This window comes from Streptomyces sp. WAC06614 (assembly GCF_003949795.1).
In the GTDB taxonomy this organism is placed as follows: domain Bacteria; phylum Actinomycetota; class Actinomycetes; order Streptomycetales; family Streptomycetaceae; genus Streptomyces.
The window spans coordinates 1-17884 of the sequence record NZ_RPRY01000037.1 but is presented as its reverse complement, the minus strand read 5'-3'; the positions used below and the strand labels follow the sequence as shown (position 1 = coordinate 17884).

The window sequence follows — 17884 nt, the reverse complement described above, 5'->3', positions numbered from 1 at the left end:
GTCAGGATCGTTCGCTCGGAACCTCTAGCAAAGTGATATCACCTTTTTGGAGTACGGCAACCCTTCGGGTGTGCGACGCGTCGGTTCCATGGGTGTGGGTGCTGATTCTCACGTCCGAATTGACCGGTATTGGCCATAGTTGGCCAACGTTTGTCACAACCTGCGGTGTTAGTTTTCGGAGCTGACGTCGGGGGGTAATCGAGCGGAGCGGGAGCGATGGGCCGAGCAGAAGCGCGACGAGCGCAGAAGCAGCGCGGTACGCGCGGGACGACGCGCAGCCGTGCGGCGAACAGCGGCAACGGGGCGGCGACGGGCGCGGACGCGGGCGGTGGCAAGGCCAAGAAGGGCGGCATACGCCGCTTCTTCACCTGGAAGAAGCTCCTCGGCGCGTTCTTCGGGATGATCCTGCTCGGCTTCGCCGCGCTCCTCGGCCTGTACTTCTACGTGGACAAGCCGGACCCGAACCAGGAGGCGACGCTCCAGAGCAACGTCTACAAGTTCGCGGACGGCTCGATCATCACCCGGACCGGCAAGGTCAACCGCGAGATCCTGCCGATCGACAAGATCCCGATGCACACGCAGAACGCGTTCATCGCGGCCGAGAACAAGTCCTTCCGCAAGGACAGCGGCATCGACGTCAAGGGCCTGGGCCGCGCCGCGCTCCAGGCGGTCACCGGCGGACGCAAGTCCGGTGGTTCGACCATCACCCAGCAGTACGTCAAGAACTACTACCTGAACCAGGACCAGACGGTCACCCGCAAGCTCAAGGAGCTGGTGATCTCCCTCAAGGTCGACCAGGAGATGGAGAAGCCCGAGATCCTCGCGGGCTACATGAACACCAGCTACTTCGGCCGCAACGCGTACGGGGTCCAGGCCGCCGCCCAGGCCTACTACGGCGTCAACGCCGACCAGCTCACCATCGAGCAGAGCGCCTACCTCGCCGCCCTCCTCCAGGCCCCCAGCCAGTACGACTGGGCCGTGGCCAGCGACACCTCCAAGAAGCTCGTCGCCGACCGCTTCAACTACGTGCTCAACAACATGGTCGAGATGGGCGAACTCGACGCGGCCAAGCGCGCCGGCATGCAGTTCCAGCCCCCGATCAAGCCCAAGGCCGCCCCCGGCATGGAGGGCCAGAAGGGCTACCTGATCGAGGCCGCCAACGCCGAGATGCGCCGTCAGGGCGTCTCCGCCGAGCAGATCCAGGCCGGCGGCTGGACCATCACGCTGAACATCGACCCCAAGAAGCAGGCCGCCCTGGAGAAGGCCGTCCAGGACGAGCTGGAGTCCAAGCTCGACCGCAAGGACACCAAGCACCGCCCGGTCGACCAGAACGTCCAGGCGGGCGCCACCTCCGTGGACCCCAAGACCGGCGCCATCGTGGCCATGTACGGCGGCACCGGCCAGCAGGACCACTGGTCCAGCAACGCCCTGCGCACCGACTTCCAGCCGGGCTCGACGTTCAAGCCGATCGTGCTGGCCTCCGCCCTGCAGAACAAGTCCCGTACCCAGGACGGCAAGCCGATCACCCCGAACGCCCTCTACGACGGCACCAGCGGCCGCCCCGTGGTCGGCAGCGACGTCCCCTTCGCCCCGCAGAACCAGGACCAGCAGGACTACAAGACCGGTGACAGCCCGCTGATCACGGTCCAGAAGGCCACCAACTCCTCGGTCAACTCCGTGTACGCGCAGATGATCGTGGACGTGAAGCCGCAGAACGTGAAGAAGACCGCGCTCGCCCTCGGCATGAGGGACCGCGAGGGCTGGCCCGAGGACAAGCCGGCCATGGCGCTCGGCACCATGAGCGCCAACACCGTCGAGATGGCCGGCGTCTACGCCACCTTCGACAACCACGGCAAGAAGGTCACCCCGACCATCATCAAGAGCGCCGAGCACTCCTACCGCCAGTACAACAAGGTCCAGGCCATCGGCGCCCAGGTGATCGACAGCTCCACCGCCGACACCGTCACCAAGGTCCTCACCGGCGTCGTCAACGACGGCTCCGGCAACGCGGTCAAGTCCGGCGCCTACGAGGCGGCCGGCAAGACCGGCACCACCGAGTCCAACGTGGCCGCCTGGTTCACCGCGTACACCCCCGAACTGGTCACCGTGGTCGCGATGTTCGGCGAGGAGCCGGGCACGGGCAAGCAGGTCACGCTGGCCGGTACGGCGGGCGGTGGCCGCGCCGGTGGTTCCAGCTTCCCGGCCGACATCTGGAAGGCGTACACGCTGGCGGCGCTCAAGGGCGCCAAGACCGGCACGTTCGACCTGGACGACGCGGAGATGGGCGAGCCGGTCCTGCCGCCGAGCCCGCGGACCGCGGTCACCCCGTCGACCACCAAGTCCCCGGACCCCACCACCAGCGCCACCCGGTCCCCGGCCACGAACAGCCCGGACCCGACCAGGAGCCAGCACACCCCGGACCCGACCAAGAGCACGACCAAGTCGCCGGACCCGACGAAGTCCACCGACCCGCCGCTCCCGCCGTCCGGCGGCGGCACCGGCGGCCCGGTCAAGCCGTAACGGCCCGGCGCCCGCACCCCCCGCACGAACACCGCCGCCCGGCAGCGCATGCGCTGCCGGGCGGCGGTGTTCGTGCTGCTGCTCGGCGTCCCTCAGACCCGGTCGCGCGGGCCCGGCAGGGAGAGCTCGAACCAGACCACCTTGCCGCTGCTCAGCCGGGTCGCGCCCCAGCGGCGGGCCATCCGGTTGACCAGGAACAGCCCGCGGCCGCCCTCGTCGGTGTCCCGGGCCCGGCGCTGCCGGGGGAGCTGCGGGGAGTCGTCGCCCACCTCGCAGCGCAGCACGTCCGTGCGCAGCAGCCGCAGGGTGACGGGCCGCTCCGCGTACCGGACGGCATTGGTGACCACCTCGCTGACCAGCAGCTCCAGCGAGTCCCCGAGATCCTCCAGGCCCCAGCGGGACAGGGCCCGGCGGGCGAACCGGCGGGCCCGGCCCGGAGCGGTCTCCTCCGGGTCCAGGAACCAGTACGCGACGTCGCTGGGTGCGATCCCGTCGAAGCGGGCCGCCAGCAGGGCGATGTCGTCGTCCCGGTCGCCGGGGCCCAGCATGTCCAGCACGTCGTCGCAGAGCGCCTCCAGCGGCGGCGGGTGGTCCAGCCCGGTGAGCTGGGCGGTGGCCGCCAGCCGCTCGCGCAGCTGCTCGATGCCGGTCCACACGTCCCGCAGCCGGGACTCCACCAGTCCGTCGGTGTACAGCAGCAGGGTGGCGCCGGCCGGCGCGTCCAGCTCCACGGCCTCGAAGTCGACCCCGCCGACGCCGATGGGGGCGCCGGGCGGCACCCGCAGCACCTCGGCGCGACCGCCCAGGTGCAGCAGGACGGGCGGCGGGTGGCCGGCGTTGGCGATGGTGATCCGGTGCGAGACCGGGTCGTAGACGGCGTACAGGCAGGTGGCCATCCGGTCCGAGCCCAGCCGCTGGGCCTGCTCGTCGAGGTGGTGCAGCACCTCGGCCGGCGGCAGGTCGAGCTGGGCCAGGGTCTGGGCCGTGGTCCGCAGCTGGCCCATGATGGCGGCCGAGGTCATGGAGTGCCCCATGACGTCGCCGACCACGAGGGCGACCCGGCTGCCGGGCAGCGGTATGGCGTCGTACCAGTCGCCGCCGACCCGGGCGGTCTCGGCGGCCGGCAGGTAGCGCGAGGCCAGCCGGACCCCGGTGGGCTGGGGCAGGCTGTCGGGCAGCATGGTCCGCTGGAGCTCGTCGGCGATGTACGCCTCGCGGCCGTAGAGCACGGCCTTGTCGATGCCCAGCGCGGTGTGGGTGGCCAGTTGGGCGGCCACCAGCAGGTCGTTCTGCTCGAACGCGGGCCGCTCGGGCGTGCGCAGGAACACGGCCGCGCCGATGACGCGGCGCCGGCCGCGCAGCGGGGCGAGGATGGCCCGCTCGCCGCGCGGCACCGGGTGCTCGGCGCCCAGCAGCTCGGGCAGGGCGGTCCGGGCGGCGGCGGAGGAGCCGAAGACCGGCCGGACCCCGCGCAGCACCTCGTCCAGGGCCCCGCCGGCGAGGATCTCGCACAGCTCGGCGGCCGGCAGGTCGCCCTGCGGGCCCACCAGCGGAAGCTGGCTGAAGTCGAACTCGCCGGTGGCCCCCGCGGCCCCGGCGAGGTCCAGTCCGGCCCCGACGGTGTGCTCGGTCAGATCGTCGATCGGCCGGAGCCGGTCGGTGCGGCGCAGCCTTAAGACGACGGGGCCGGCGGGCCGTTCGTCGCCGACGGGCAGCGGGTCGCGCAGGTAGACGAGGATCGCGTCGGAGAACGTCGGCACGGTGGCCCGGCACAGGCCGAGCACGATCTCGTCGAGGTCGATCCCGCGGGCGATCCGCCGGGTCGCGGCCCCGACGAAGCGCAGCCGGTCGCCCTCGCGGCGGGCGATCCCGGCCTCGCCGAGCCCGAGCCCGGCGCCGGACCCCGGGATTCCGCCGGCGCCGGCGCCGGCGCCGTCCGCGGCGGGGGCCGGGAGGGGCCCCGTTCCGGCGGCGTTGTGCGCGGCGGTGACGTCCCGGCCGGGCTCCCCGTCCCGCGGGGCCGGCACCTCGGCCGGCGGGTCCGTGGGGGAGCCGCCGGAGCCGTGGCCGTCGGCGGGCGCCGCGGGCGCCGGGCCGGGGTCCGTACGGGTCTCGGCGCGGGGGACCGCACCGGGGTCGGCGCCGTGGTCCGCGTCGGGAAGCAGGCCGGGGTCGGCCGCGGTCCCGGGCGGGGGCGTCGTCGTGGTCGGGGGGCCGGCCTCGCCGGCGGGCTCGGCGTCGGCGTCGGCGTCCGCGTCGTGCGGGCCGCGGGCGCCGTGGTCCCCGTGGCCGGCCGGGTCGGGGCCGGCGGCGCGGTCCTCCCCGCGGCGGGCGGCCGGGATCGCGGCGGAGGGGGCGAGGGCCTTGCCGTGGTCCTGGTCGTCCCGGCCCTCGCCAGCGGCGAACAACGCGGAGCCGCCCGCCGCGGCAGGCTGCGGCTGCGGGCCCTCGTGAGAGGTGGGGTACTCCGTCACGCGTGGCAATCCGTCCGTTTGCGCTCGATGTGCGCTGCACTCAACTCGTTCAGTCGCGGTATACCCGCTCAGCGGCGGGGACACCGCCGCCCCTCCTCCTGCTCCCGAACTTTGTCCGGGGCCACCCCCAGCTCGTTATCAAGTCCTCAGCACACCATGCCAATTACGCAGCCTTGCGGAGGACGATCCTACGTTTGAACCCCGGGGGCGCATCAAGGGTCTCATGAGGTCATATGCGCCGGGGTGCGGTCCCAGTCCTCGGGCAGGACCGGAACGTCCCAGGCCGGATCGGGTCGCCAGTGCTCCCAGCCGTCCGAGAACGGCGACCCCCAGGCCTTGATCAGCTCCACCGCCGCGCGGCCCGCCCGCCGGACCCGGGCGGCCTGTTCGGGCAGCATCAGGCCCGACCGCTGGGCCTGCGCGAACTCGTCCTGGTCCCGCCACTTCCAGGTGCGGTCGGGGTAGACGGAGATGTCCAGGAAGTGGTCCTCGGAGTCGACCCCGCCGGACCACCGGGTCCGCGGCTCCTCCAGGTTCACGTACCAGCTCCGGAACTGCCAGTCGTGCTCCCAGAACAGCCAGACCGACCACGGGTCGCCGGGCCGGGCGAGCTTGAGCACGCCGTCACCGAACCAGCGCGCACGGACGGTGGTGCGCGGGGCGGTGTAGCGGGTGGCCAGCGGCTCGTCGGCCACGGCGGTGCCGTCGGCGAGGACCGGCTTGACGCACTCGGTGCCCGGGGCCATCCACACGGCGAGCAGCTCGTCGGTGTCCTGGACGACGGTCACCGGCCGGCAGATGTGCACCGGGCCGGGCAGGCCCCGGCGGTGGTCGCGGTAGCGCCAGAGGATGTGCTCCCCGGGCGCCCAGTGCGTAGCGGACGCGTCGTCGCGCCCGGCGCCGCCCCCGCGGCCTGGGGTACCTGTCATGCGCAGATCTTAGGGTCGGCTTCCGGCCGTTCGCTGCGGTGCAGGTCACGGAGGTGGCCCGGGCGGGAAATCGGCCGAAATCCGGCCCCCGCGCGACCCGTCGGGGGTGGGGCGGGGGCACGCCCGGGATGCGTCAGGGGTGGGTCATGCGGAGCACGTCGAGCGCCTCGTCGAGCTGTTCCAGGGTCAGGTCGCCGCGTTCGACGTAGCCCGACTCCAGGACGACCTCGCGGATGGTCCGCCGCTCCGCGAGCGACTTCTTGGCGACCTTGGCCGCCTCCTCGTAGCCGATGTACCGGTTGAGCGGGGTGACCACCGAGGGGCTGGACTCGGCGTACTCCCTGGCCCGCTCGGCGTTCGCGGTGATCCCGGTGACCGTACGGTCGGCCAGCAGGCGGCAGGCGTTGGCCAGCAGCCGGACGGACTCCAGGAGGTTCTTGGCCATCACCGGGAGCATCACGTTGAGCTCGAAGTTGCCGGCGGCGCCCGCCGTCGCGACCGTGAGGTCGTTCCCCGTCACCTGCGCGGCGACCATGAGGACGGCCTCCGGGACGACCGGATTGACCTTTCCGGGCATGATCGAGGAGCCCGGCTGGAGATCGGGCAGATTGATTTCGGCCAATCCGGTGCGCGGGCCCGAGGCCATCCAGCGCAGATCGTTGGCGATCTTGGTGAGGGAGACCGCGATCGTCCGGAGCGCGCCCGAGGTCTCCACCAGCGCGTCCCGGGCGCCCTGGGCCTCGAAGTGGTCGCGTGCCTCGGTCAGCGGCAGCCCGGTCCGCTCGGCGACCTCGGCGATCACGGCCGCCGAGAACCCGGGCGGGGTGTTGATGCCGGTGCCCACGGCCGTGCCGCCCAGCGGCAGTTCGGCGAGCCGGGGCAGGGCCGCCCGCAGCCGTTCGACGCCGTAGCGGATCTGGGCGGCGTACCCGCCGAACTCCTGGCCCAGGGTGACGGGCGTGGCGTCCATCAGGTGGGTGCGGCCGGCCTTGACCACCTCGGCGAACTCGGCGGACTTGGCACCCAGGGCCGCCGCCAGGTGCTGGAGGGCGGGCACCAGGTCGTGGGTGACCGCGGCGGTGGCGGCGATGTGGATGGAGGACGGGAAGACGTCGTTGGAGCTCTGCGAGGCGTTGACGTGGTCGTTGGGGTGCACGTCGCGGCCGAGCCGCTCGCTCGCCAGGGTGGCGATGACCTCGTTGGCGTTCATGTTGGACGAGGTCCCCGAGCCCGTCTGGAACACGTCCACCGGGAAGTGCTCGTCCCAGCGTCCTTCGGCCACCTCCGACGCGGCCGAGACGATCGCCTTGGCGATGTCCGGATCCAGTACGCCCAGTTCGGCGTTGACCCGGGCGGCGGCGGCCTTGATCCGGGCCAGGGCGGCGATGTGGGCACGCTCCAGGCGCTGTCCGGAGACGGGGAAGTTCTCCACCGCGCGCTGCGTCTGTGCACGCCATTTGGCATGGGCGGGCACCCGTACCTCGCCCATCGAGTCGCGCTCCACCCGGTACTGATCGTCGGTCATGTCCTCATCCTCCTCATAAAGTTGAGCAATTGTCTTGTTCAAAGTGTTCCCAACTCCCCTACCGGCCAGTAAATACCGGGGGTAACACTGACACCGGGGAGGCGTACATGGCGCGTTTCGGACCCAGACTCAGATCTACCTTCGCCGCGGCCGCGGCGATCGCGGCCGCCCTCGGGGGTGTCACGGCCATCACCCCCACGGCCCAGGCGGCCCCCACCGCCGGCCCGGCCGTCACCCCCCTGCCGCCGGAACTGGAGGCGATCCGCGCGGCCGAGGCCACCCGGATCTACGGCGATCCGGCCGTCCGCCCGATGGCCGACCGCAGGACCGGCCTGATCTCGCTCGGCGACAGCGAGATCTCCGGCGAGGGCGTCGGGAACTACGACCCCGCCACCAACACCTCGTCCAACCAGTGCCACCGCTCCCCGGACAGCGCCATCCACCGCACCGGCATCCCGGCCGACCTCACCTTCAACGTCGCCTGCTCCGGCGCCTACACCGGGAACATCCGCATCGGCGGCAGCAAGCAGTACGCCGACGAGCTCGTGCAGAGCGACAACCTGGCCGTCAAGGCCCGCAACACCAGGATCAAGCTGGTCCTGCTCGTCGCCGGCGCCAACGACGACCTCCAGTTCGGCCCGGTCATGACCGACTGCGTCACCCGCTGGGTGCTCAGCCAGGGCACCTGCGAACCCAAGTACGCCCCGGGCTGGCAGGCCCGCGTCGACGGACTGCGCCCCAAGGTCGAGGCCACCGTCGCCGACCTGCGCACCGTCATGCGCGGCGCCGGCTACGCCGACACCGACTACAAGCTCGTGGTCATGGGCTACCCCAGCCCGATCGGCCCCGACTTCTACGACAACCCCAGCTTCCCCGGCAAGCTCCCCGGCGGCTGCGCCGGCTACGACTCCGACGCCGCCTGGGGCCGCACCTACGCCGTGCCCACCTTCGAGAAGGGCATGCGCGAGGCCGCCCGCAACGCGGGCGCCGTCTACCTCGACAACTCCCGGCTCTTCCACGGGCACGAGGTCTGCATGGAGGACACCTGGGCCCGCGGGCTCTACCTGGACCTCGGCGACCACTTCCCGTGGGACGAGAACACCGCCCGGCAGTCCTTCCACCCCAACTACCGCGGCCACGGCGCCTTCGCGTCCTGCCTGACCCAGCTGTACGACTCCGGCCTGCGCGAGGCCTCCTGCGCCGACCCGGCCAGCACCGGCACCCCGGTCCTGCAGGCCGGCGCCTGGGACGACCTGTACCGGCCCCTGAGGAACGAGGCCACCGGCACCTGCCTCGACTCCTTCGGCGGCTCCAGCGCCAACCAGACCAAGGTGGTCGGCTGGGACTGCCACGGCGGCCGCAACCAGGGCTGGTGGTACGACGCCCCGCGCAAGTCGGTCCACGTCGAACTCAGCCACGACCGCTGCCTGGACGTGCCGGGAGCCGCGTACAGCGCCGGCACCGGGCTGATCCTGTGGAACTGCCACGGCGGCGCCAACCAGCAGTTCGTCAAGGACGGCGGCACCCTCCGCCCCGCCGCCTCCCCCGGCCTGTGCCTGACGGTGGCCGCCGCCCACGACCCGGTCCGCCTCCAGCCGTGCAACGGCTCGGCGGCGCAGCGGTTCGCGTAACGGTCGGGCTCCGGCCGACCGGGGGAGGTCACAGGGAGTCGAGGTACTCCCTGACCTCCCGCGGCCGGTTGGTGATGAGCGTGTCCACGCCCAGGCGCAGGCACAGCTCGACGTCCGCGAGGTCGTCCACGGTCCACACCCGCACCCGCAGCCCCTGGGCCTTCAGCCGCCCCACCAGCCCCGGGTCCTGCCGTACGAGGTCGATACCGGGGCCGGCGTGCCCGGCGAACGGCGGCCGGGGCGGCCGCACCCGGCGCTCGACGAGGTAGACGGCGGGCAGGCCGGGCGCGAGCCGGTTCAGCCGGACCAGGGCGTTGCGGGAGAAGCTCATGACCTCGACCCGGCCGTCGGCCCCGTCGGCCAGGCCGTGGTCCTTCAGCACCCGCACCAGCTCGGCCTCCAGCCGGCCACCGGCCCGGTTGGGGTGCTTGGTCTCGACGGCCAGCCCCACCCGCCGGTCCGCGGCCAGGACCTCCTTGAGCAGGTCCTCGAACAGCAGCACCTGCGCGCCCCGGTGCTCCTCGCCCTTCCACCGGCCGAAGTCGAGCGCGGCCAGCTCGTCGTAGGTCATGGCGGAGACGACGCCCCGCCCGTCGGAGGTCCGCTCGACCCGCCGGTCGTGCACACACACCAACCGCCCGTCGGCGGTCAGCCGCACATCGCACTCCAGGGCGTCCGCCCCGTCGGCGATGGCCTGCCGGTACGCGGCGATGGTGTGCTCCGGGTGCTCGTAGGAGGCCCCCCGGTGAGCGATGACCCGCACGTCCCGTGCGGTGCGAAGCGGCGACTGCGTCATACCGCGAACGTTATCCGGATGCGGAACACCGCGACCCACCGCATGCTGCACGGATGGCCGAACAACGGATGACCGTCACCTCGCCGCACTGCGAGCCGTGCGAGGACTGCGTCCAGGGCCACTGCGCGGGGCTCGTCCCCTCCCCGCCCCTTCCCGAACCGGGGCTCCGCCCCGGACCCCGTTCGGGGTGCGGGGCGGAACCCCCGGGGCCGGGCCGGGGCTGCTACAGGCCCGGGCCGCGGACCGGGATGTGGGTGAAGGTGGGTTCCGGGGCCGGGTTCTGGAAGAAGTCGTTGCCCTTGTCGTCCACGACGATGAACGCCGGGAAGTCCTCGACCTCGATCTTCCAGACCGCCTCCATGCCGAGCTCCTCGTACTCCAGGACCTCGACCTTCTTGATGCAGTCCTGCGCGAGCCGCGCCGCCGGTCCGCCGATCGAGCCCAGGTAGAAGCCGCCGTGCGTACCGCACGCGTCGGTGACCTGCTGCGAGCGGTTGCCCTTGGCCAGCATGACCTTGGAGCCGCCCGCCGCCTGGAACTGGGCGACGTAGGAGTCCATCCGGCCGGCCGTGGTCGGGCCGAAGGAGCCCGAGGCGTAGCCCTCGGGGGTCTTGGCCGGGCCGGCGTAGTACACCGGGTGGTCCTTCAGGTACTGCGGCATGTCCTCGCCCGCGTCCAGCCGCTCCTTGATCTTGGCGTGGGCGATGTCGCGCGCCACGACCAGCGGGCCGGTCAGGGACAGCCGGGTCTTGACCGGGTGCCGGGTCAGCTCCGCCAGGATCTCGTCCATCGGCTGGTTCAGGTCGATGCCGACCACCGCGCCGCCCGCCGACAGGTGCTCGTCCGTCGTGTCCGGCAGGAACCTCGCAGGGTCCCGCTCCAGCTGCTCCAGGAACACGCCCTCCGGCGTGATCTTCGCCAGCGCCTGGCGGTCCGCCGAGCAGGAGACGGCGATGGCCACCGGACACGAGGCGCCGTGCCGGGGCAGGCGCACCACGCGGACGTCGTGGCAGAAGTACTTGCCGCCGAACTGCGCGCCGATCCCGAGCTTCTGCGTCAGCTCGAAGACCTTCTCCTCCAGGTCCAGGTCACGGAAGCCGTGGCCCAGCGCCGAGCCCTCGGTCGGCAGCTCGTCCAGGTAGTGCGCGGAGGCGTACTTGGCGGTCTTCAGCGCGTGCTCGGCCGAGGTGCCGCCGACCACGATCGCCAGGTGGTACGGCGGGCAGGCGGCCGTGCCCAGCGAGCGGATCTTCTCCTCCAGGAACTTCATCATCGAGTCCTCGTTGAGGACCGCCTTCGTCTCCTGGTAGAGGAAGGACTTGTTGGCCGAGCCACCGCCCTTGGCCATGAAGAGGAACTTGTACGCACCGCCGTCGGTGGCGTAGAGCTCGATCTGCGCGGGCAGGTTCGAGCCGGTGTTCTTCTCCTCCCACATGGTCAGCGGCGCCATCTGCGAGTACCGCAGGTTCAGCCGGGTGTACGCGTCGTAGATGCCGCGGGAGAGGGCCTCCTCGTCACCGCCCTGCGTGAGCACGTTCTGGCCGCGCTTGCCCATCACGATCGCCGTGCCGGTGTCCTGGCACATCGGCAGCACGCCGGCCGCGGCGATGTTCGCGTTCTTCAGGAGGTCGAGCGCCACGAACTTGTCGTTGGCCGAGGCCTCCGGGTCGTCGATGATCCGCCGGAGCTGCGCGAGGTGGGCCGGGCGCAGGAAGTGCTGGATGTCGTGGACGGCCTCCTCGGCGAGCTTGCGCAGCGCCTCCGGCTCGACCTTGAGGAACGTACGGCCGTCCGCCTCGAACGTGGAGACACCCTCGGACGTCACCAGGCGGTAGGGAGTCTTGTCCTCTCCCAGAGGGAGCAGGTCGGTGTACGCGAACTCCGGCATGTCGGTCATTCCTCACTCGGCAGACAGCGCTGGCGACCTATTGGCAGCGCAGTCCACCAGGTTAGGTCCTGACCCCCGGCCCCTGTCTGTGAGGTAAGGCTCACCCAGCACTATCGCGATCTATCGTGTGTGGCTATGCTGGCGGTCGTGGACCTGGAAAAGCACCCCGCCGCCGCACCCGCCGCCGCAGCCGCGACTCCTGCGGCCCCCGCCGAGCTGCGCGCCTCGGACGCCGACCGCGACCGGATCGCGCAGATCCTGGCCGACGCCCTCGCCGAGGGCCGGCTCGACGCCGAGGAGCACTCCGAGCGCCTCGACTCCCTCTACGCCGTCAAGACCGTCGGCGAGCTGGAACTGCTGGTACGGGACCTGCCCGTGCCCGGCGGCACCGCCGCGGCCCGCCCCGCGGGCGCCGGCTTCCCCGCCGGTGCGGCGGTCCCGCACGCCGCCGTCCCGCCCGGCACCGGCTTCGCCGAGAACGTGGTCGCGGTGTGCAGCAGCTCCACCCGCAAGGGCCGCTGGCGGCCGGCCGCGCGCACCCGGGCCGTGTCGGTCCTCGGGGACATCACCATCGACCTGACCGAGGCCGTCTTCGAGCAGCAGGTCACCGAGATCGACGTGACCTGCATCCTCGGAAACGTCGACATCAAGGTCCCGGAAAATGTGACGCTGCGCGGATACGGCAGTGGAGTTCTCGGCAATTTCGAGGTGCGCGGAGAAGGCCACGAGGAAAGCGACACGCAGGCCCCCGTCGTGATCGTCCGCGGATTCTCGCTGCTGGGCAATATCGAGGCCCGGCCCAAGCGGGGCGCGCGCATCGTGGACCTGGCCGTGCGCCTGCGCAAGCGGCTGGAGGCGTGACAACGGCGGTACGCCGCCGGAGGGTTGTCTTTCGGTCGAACTTTCCCTGAGCGACACGGAGTGCATAGCGGTGCACCCAGCGGGTAGAGACAGGTGCATCGTCTCTCGCTCGCGAATCCGTCGTCAGGAGTAGACCGTGCAGCAACCGCCGCATCAGTCCCTGCAGGCAGTGGCCGTCAAGAGCCTCCCGGCTCTCCCGAAGCCACGCGTGCCGGCCAGGGAAGAGGACGGCCCATGGCACGCCGACGCAGTGTGCCGCCGGGACGAGGCGGGACTGTTCTTCGCCCCCTCCAAGGAACCGACGGCGGCCCGGCTCTCCCGCGAGGAGGCCGCGAAGCGGCTGTGCGCCCGCTGCCCGGTCATGGTGGCCTGCCGCGAGCACGCCCTGCTCCAGCCCGAGCCGTACGGGGTGTGGGGCGGCCTGACGGCCGCCGAGCGCCGCGTCGTCCTGGCCCGCCGCCGGCGCCGCGCCGCGGAGCTGCGCCAGGGCCGGCCGACGGCCGGCCCCGTCGCCGCCGCGGGCTGACGGCACAAGGCGGCCGTACGGACGGACGTAGGGACGTACCGGCGTACGGGCGCGTACGGGCGCGAGGACCTACGGGTGTACGGACGTAAGGGCCTACCGGCGTACGGGCCGACGGACCGGGCGACGGGCACACGGGCAGCCGGGCGGGCGCAGGCCGGCGGGACCGGAGCCGTACGCAGTGACCGCAGCCGGAAGGGGCGGCCCCTCCGCACAGGGGCCGCCCCTTCCGGCTGTCGCGCGCCGGTCGGCTACTGGGCGCGGTCGAAGTCGATGGCGCTGTACGCGCGCAGCTTCGACAGGCGGTGGACGGAGTCGATCTTCCGGATCGTGCCGGACTTCGAGCGCATCACCAGCGAGGAGGTCGTGGCGGTCTCCGAGCGGTAGTGCACACCGCGCAGCAGCTCGCCGTCGGTGATGCCGGTGGCGACGAAGAAGACGTTCTCGCCCGAGACCAGGTCGTTGGTGGTCAGCACCCGGTCCAGGTCGTGCCCGGCGTCCAGGGCCTTCTGCCGCTCGGCCTCGTCCTTGGGCCACAGCTTGCCCTGGATCACACCGCCGAGGCACTTTATGGCGCAGGCCGAGATGATGCCCTCGGGGGTGCCGCCGATGCCCAGCAGCAGGTCCACACCGGTGTCCTCGCGGGCGGCCATGATCGAACCGGCCACGTCGCCGTCGGAGATGAACTTGATCCGGGCGCCGGTCTCGCGGATCTCCTTGACGATGCCCTCGTGGCGGGGGCGGTCCAGGATGACGACCGTGACGTCCTCGGTGGCCATGTTCTTGGCCTTGGCGACCCGGCGGATGTTGACCGAGACGGGGGCGTTGATGTCGACGAAGTCGGCCGCCTCCGGACCGGTGACCAGCTTGTCCATGTAGAACACCGCGGACGGGTCGAACATGGTGCCGCGGTCCGCGGCCGCCAGGACGGCGATGGCGTTGGGCATGCCCTTGGCGTTGAGCGTGGTGCCGTCGATCGGGTCCACGGCGATGTCCACCTCGGCACCGGTGCCGTCGCCGACCCGCTCGCCGTTGAACAGCATCGGGGCTTCGTCCTTCTCGCCCTCGCCGATGACGACGACGCCGTTCATCGAGACGGTGGAGATCAGGGTCCGCATCGCATTGACCGCGGCGCCGTCGGCGCCGATCTTGTCACCACGCCCGACCCAGCGTCCGGCGGCCATGGCAGCGGCCTCGGTGACCCGTACGAGTTCCAGGGCGAGGTTGCGGTCGGGGGCTTCGGGCGAGACTTCGAGCTGGGGCGGCAGGTTGTGCTCGGTCATCGGAGCGCACCTTTCTGTACGACGACGGCCGGTAGGTGAGGGTGCTGGAACTCTATCGTCACGTCGACAAATTGAGCAGAGGGGGTCACGTATGAGCGGCGTATCGGACGTCCGGCCGACCACTCCCGGCCGTACCACCCCACCTGAACCCACCCCTGCCCGTGATCGCCTCCGGGCATGCGGGACGATAGGGGTGTGGCAGGTATGAAAGGCAAGCAGACGGTCTTCGACATGGTCCGGTCGCTGGCGGTGATCGGCGTGGTCGTGGCGGGGATCTACATCTTCGTCCCGCACGACGAGGAGGCCGATCCGACACGCGTGGTCGACTACCGCGTCGAGACCCTGACGGCCCGGCGCGCGGCGCCGTACCCCGTGGCCGCGCCCACGGGCCTCCCCCAGGAGTGGCGGGCGACCTCGGTCACCTTCGAGCGCAAGAACGCCAACGCCTGGCACCTGGGCTTCCTCGACCCCCAGAACCAGTACGTGGCGGTCGAGCAGTCCTCGGACGTCTCGCCGAAGTACCTGGAGAAGGTCACCCAGAAGGCCGCCGCGACCGGGCGGACCGAGCAGGTCGGCGACCTGACCTGGGAGCGCTGGGACGGCGAGAAGTACGACGCGCTGGTGCGCAAGGACGACGGGCACGTGACGGTGGTGACCGGCACGGCGTCCTTCGAGCAGCTCGCCCGGATGGCGGCGGCGCTGGAGTTCAAGAAGAGCTGAGCGGGCACGCAGCGCCGAGTGGCACGCGGAGCTGAGCGGGCTGCAGCGCTGAGCGGGCACGCACGAAAAGGCCGCCCGCCCCGGGAGGGGGCGGGCGGCCTTCGTCGTGGCGGCGCCCTTACGCCGTCGGAGCGCCGGAGGGGCTCAGACGGTGGTGACGACCTGGTCGAACTCCAGGCGCGGGGAGCGCGGGAAGGCGATCTCGCCCGGCTTGCCGATGTTGATGACCATCAGCGGGGTGTGGTCGTCGTCCAGGAACTCCTTCTGGACGCCGGCGAAGTCCAGACCGGTCATCGGGCCGGCGGCCAGGCCGGCGGCGCGCAGGCCCACGATGAAGTAGGCGGCCTGCAGGGCGGCGTTCACCTGCGCGGACTGCTCACGGACCGGGCGCTCGCCGAAGAAGACGTCCTTGGCCTGCGGGAAGTGCGGGAACAGGGTGGGGAGCTCCTCGTGGAACTCGTTGTCCGCGGCGAGGATCGCGACCAGCGGCGCGGCGGCGGTCTTGGCCTGGTTTCCCTCCGCCATGTGCTTGACCAGGCGCTCGCGGGCCTCGGGGGAGCGGACCAGGGTGATCCGCAGCGGGGTCTGGTTGAAGGCGGTCGGGCCGTACTTGATCAGGTCGTAGACGGCCTGGATCTGCTCGTCGGTCACCGGCTCGTCGGAGAACGAGTTGGCGGTGCGGGCCTCGCGGAACAGCAGGTCCTGGGCGGCGGCGTCGAGAACGAGAGACATCGGAAAGCCTTCTTCCACATGCGGGGGTGGTTCGTCGGTACGACTGTACGCACGGGATAGATGAAATTTCAACTAAACCGGTGTCCTGGTGAGCGGCCTCACAGGGGCCGTGGCCGTCAGCCCTGGTCGGAGGCTCCCTCGGCCCCCTCGGCCCGTCCGCTCCGCTCCGCCCGTCCGGTCCCCTCGCCCCGCTCCGCCCGCTCGGCGGACTCCCGGGCGGCCAGCGCCGAGTCCAGCCGGGCCCGGGCGCCCTCCAGCCAGTGCCGGCAGACCGTGGCCAGCTCCTCGCCGCGCTCCCAGAGCGCGAGCGACTCCTCCAGCGAGGTGCCGCCCGCCTCCAGCCGCCGGACGACCTCGATGAGCTCGTCCCGCGCCTGCTCGTATCCCAGCGCCGTATCCGTCTCGGCCATTCCGGAGAACCTCGCAACTCGTGGGGTGGTGGGTGGGGTGGTGGATGGTGGGTCGTGCTGTGGTGGAGGGGGTGCGGGCTAGGGGTCGACCCGGACGGTGAACTCGCCCTCGGCGACCCGGGCCCGCAGGACCTCGTCCGCCGTGACCTCCTCGGGCGAGCGCACCACGTGCCCGTCGGCGCGCTGGAGCACGGCGTACCCCCGTTCCAGCGTCGCCTTCGGCGACAGGGCCACCACTCGGGCCAGGGTGTGGGCCAGCTCGGAGTCGGCCCGGTCCAGCAGATGGCCCAGCGTGCGGCGACTGCGCCCCAGCAGCGCCTCCAGCTCGTCCTCCCGGGTCTCCACCATCCGCTGCGGGTGCACGAAGACGGGGCGGGCCAGGGCGTGGGCGAGGCCGCGCTCCTCCCGGTCCAGCAGGCCCCGTACCGACCGCAGCGCCCGGTCGCGGAGCTGCCGTACGCGCTCCAGCTCCTCGCCGACGTCCGGGACCACCTTCTTGGCGGCGTCGGTGGGGGTGGAGGCGCGCAGGTCCGCGACCAGGTCGAGGAGCGGGGAGTCGGGCTCGTGCCCGATCGCGGACACCACCGGGGTACGGGCCTCGGCGACGGCGCGGACCAGCTTCTCGTCGGAGAACGGCAGCAGGTCCTCCACGCTGCCGCCGCCGCGCGCCACGATGATCACGTCGACCTCGTCGAGGGCGTCGAGCTCCCTGACGGCCTGCACCACCTGGGGCACCGCGTGCACGCCCTGCACGGCGACGTTGCGGACCGCGAAGCGGACGGCGGGCCAGCGGCGGCGGGCGTTCTCCAGGACGTCGCGCTCGGCCGCCGAGGCCCGGCCGACGACCAGGCCGATCAACTGCGGCAGGAAGGGCAGGGGCTTTTTACGGTCCAGCGCGAAGAGCCCCTCGGCGGCGAGGGAGCGCTTGAGCCGCTCCAGCCGGGCCAGGAGCTCGCCGATGCCGACGGGCCGTATCTCCGTGGCCCGCAGCGACAGCTGCCCGCGGGGCGCGTACCACTCGGGCTTGGCCAGCAGCACGACCCGCGAGCCCTCGGTCACGGCATCGGCGACCTCGTCGTAGACCTGGCGGAAGCAGGTCACGCTGACGGAGATGTCGTGCGAGGGGTCGCGCAGGGTCAGGAAGACCACCCCCGCGCCCGGGCGGCGCGAGAGCTGGGTGATCTGCCCCTCCACCCACACCTGGCCGAGCCGCTCGATCCAGCCCCCGATGAGCCGGGACACCTGACCGACGGGCAGCGGCGCCTCGGCCGACGTATTCAGACCCATGCAGGAAGGCTAACGGTCCCGACTGACACCACCTCAGGCCCGGCCCGGGTGTCGGGGCCGCCGGGCCGGTCGGTCCGGCCGGACCGCTCGGCCCCGTCCGGGGTCAGGGCGCGGGGCGGTCCGGGCCGGCCGGGGCGCGGTTGCGCTGGGCCAGCAGGACGAGCAGGCCCGTGACCAGCCAGGCCGCGCCGACGAGCTGGGCGCTCCGGGCGGCGGTGGCGATGACCGCCAGGGTGACCGTGGCCCCCACCACGGGCACGACCAGGTGCCGCCCGGAGCGCCCAGCTCGTCGGCGCGGCCTGGCT

Annotated in this window: 14 protein-coding genes and 1 pseudogene; 5 read left to right on the top strand and 10 right to left on the bottom strand. The window is 72.0% G+C overall.

Features of this window, described 5'->3' with window-relative positions; all coding sequences use genetic code 11:
- The first annotated feature begins 216 nt into the window (after nucleotides 1-216).
- On the top strand, nucleotides 217-2520 hold the full coding sequence (locus tag EF918_RS08000) for a transglycosylase domain-containing protein (RefSeq protein ID WP_125643004.1): 2304 nt from the start codon (nucleotides 217-219) through the stop codon (nucleotides 2518-2520).
- A gap of 92 nt (nucleotides 2521-2612) precedes the next feature.
- Here the strand turns inward: EF918_RS08000 and EF918_RS07995 are convergent, their stop codons facing one another.
- The 3 genes from EF918_RS07995 to EF918_RS07985 form a co-directional block, all read right to left on the bottom strand.
- A complete protein-coding gene (locus EF918_RS07995) occupies nucleotides 2613-4547 on the bottom strand; it encodes an ATP-binding SpoIIE family protein phosphatase (protein WP_260609970.1) in 1935 nt (644 codons plus the stop codon).
- A 668-nt stretch (nucleotides 4548-5215) separates the two neighbouring features.
- Nucleotides 5216-5923 carry a DUF402 domain-containing protein gene (locus EF918_RS07990; protein ID WP_125643001.1) on the bottom strand — a complete coding sequence of 236 codons (708 nt, stop codon included), beginning with the start codon at nucleotides 5921-5923 and terminating at the stop codon, nucleotides 5216-5218.
- Between the two features lie 133 nt (nucleotides 5924-6056).
- The gene (locus EF918_RS07985) at nucleotides 6057-7448 is read right to left on the bottom strand and encodes an aspartate ammonia-lyase (protein ID WP_125642999.1); all 1392 of its coding nucleotides are present in this window, start codon (nucleotides 7446-7448) and stop codon (nucleotides 6057-6059) included.
- A 107-nt stretch (nucleotides 7449-7555) separates the two neighbouring features.
- Here EF918_RS07985 and EF918_RS07980 point away from each other — a divergent pair, with 107 nt between their 5' ends.
- The gene (locus tag EF918_RS07980) at nucleotides 7556-9079 is read left to right on the top strand and encodes a ricin-type beta-trefoil lectin domain protein (protein WP_125642996.1); all 1524 of its coding nucleotides are present in this window, start codon (nucleotides 7556-7558) and stop codon (nucleotides 9077-9079) included.
- A 28-nt stretch (nucleotides 9080-9107) separates the two neighbouring features.
- On the opposite strand, the gene EF918_RS07975 is transcribed toward EF918_RS07980, so the two are convergent.
- The gene (locus tag EF918_RS07975; RefSeq protein ID WP_125642992.1) at nucleotides 9108-9875 is read right to left on the bottom strand and encodes a glycerophosphodiester phosphodiesterase family protein; all 768 of its coding nucleotides are present in this window, start codon (nucleotides 9873-9875) and stop codon (nucleotides 9108-9110) included.
- A 223-nt stretch (nucleotides 9876-10098) separates the two neighbouring features.
- The gene (locus EF918_RS07970; protein ID WP_312847818.1) at nucleotides 10099-11763 is read right to left on the bottom strand and encodes a fumarate hydratase; all 1665 of its coding nucleotides are present in this window, start codon (nucleotides 11761-11763) and stop codon (nucleotides 10099-10101) included.
- Between the two features lie 147 nt (nucleotides 11764-11910).
- On the opposite strand from EF918_RS07970, the gene EF918_RS07965 reads away from it, so the two are divergent.
- Both EF918_RS07965 and EF918_RS07960 read left to right on the top strand, forming a co-directional pair.
- A complete protein-coding gene (locus EF918_RS07965; RefSeq protein WP_260609966.1) occupies nucleotides 11911-12624 on the top strand; it encodes a DUF1707 domain-containing protein in 714 nt (237 codons plus the stop codon).
- A gap of 136 nt (nucleotides 12625-12760) precedes the next feature.
- Nucleotides 12761-13150: a WhiB family transcriptional regulator gene (locus EF918_RS07960; RefSeq protein WP_125642983.1), complete on the top strand. Its 390-nt coding sequence runs from the start codon at nucleotides 12761-12763 to the stop codon at nucleotides 13148-13150.
- 248 nt (nucleotides 13151-13398) lie between these two features.
- Here the strand turns inward: EF918_RS07960 and glpX are convergent, their stop codons facing one another.
- Complete coding sequence (gene glpX / locus EF918_RS07955) at nucleotides 13399-14430, bottom strand: class II fructose-bisphosphatase (RefSeq protein WP_125642979.1); 1032 nt, start codon at nucleotides 14428-14430, stop codon at nucleotides 13399-13401.
- 204 nt (nucleotides 14431-14634) lie between these two features.
- On the opposite strand from glpX, the gene EF918_RS07950 reads away from it, so the two are divergent.
- Nucleotides 14635-15150: a DUF4245 domain-containing protein gene (locus EF918_RS07950; protein ID WP_185921650.1), complete on the top strand. Its 516-nt coding sequence runs from the start codon at nucleotides 14635-14637 to the stop codon at nucleotides 15148-15150.
- A 144-nt stretch (nucleotides 15151-15294) separates the two neighbouring features.
- On the opposite strand, the gene EF918_RS07945 is transcribed toward EF918_RS07950, so the two are convergent.
- The 4 genes and pseudogenes from EF918_RS07945 to EF918_RS36830 form a co-directional block, all read right to left on the bottom strand.
- The gene (locus EF918_RS07945) at nucleotides 15295-15882 is read right to left on the bottom strand and encodes a malonic semialdehyde reductase (RefSeq protein ID WP_125642973.1); all 588 of its coding nucleotides are present in this window, start codon (nucleotides 15880-15882) and stop codon (nucleotides 15295-15297) included.
- 116 nt (nucleotides 15883-15998) lie between these two features.
- The gene (locus EF918_RS07940) at nucleotides 15999-16292 is read right to left on the bottom strand and encodes an exodeoxyribonuclease VII small subunit (RefSeq protein WP_125642970.1); all 294 of its coding nucleotides are present in this window, start codon (nucleotides 16290-16292) and stop codon (nucleotides 15999-16001) included.
- Between the two features lie 78 nt (nucleotides 16293-16370).
- Nucleotides 16371-17579, bottom strand: coding sequence for an exodeoxyribonuclease VII large subunit (gene xseA / locus EF918_RS07935; RefSeq protein ID WP_125642967.1), 1209 nt, complete (start codon nucleotides 17577-17579; stop codon nucleotides 16371-16373).
- 103 nt (nucleotides 17580-17682) lie between these two features.
- Nucleotides 17683-17884 (bottom strand): annotated as a pseudogene (locus tag EF918_RS36830) (hypothetical protein); the annotation flags it as partial.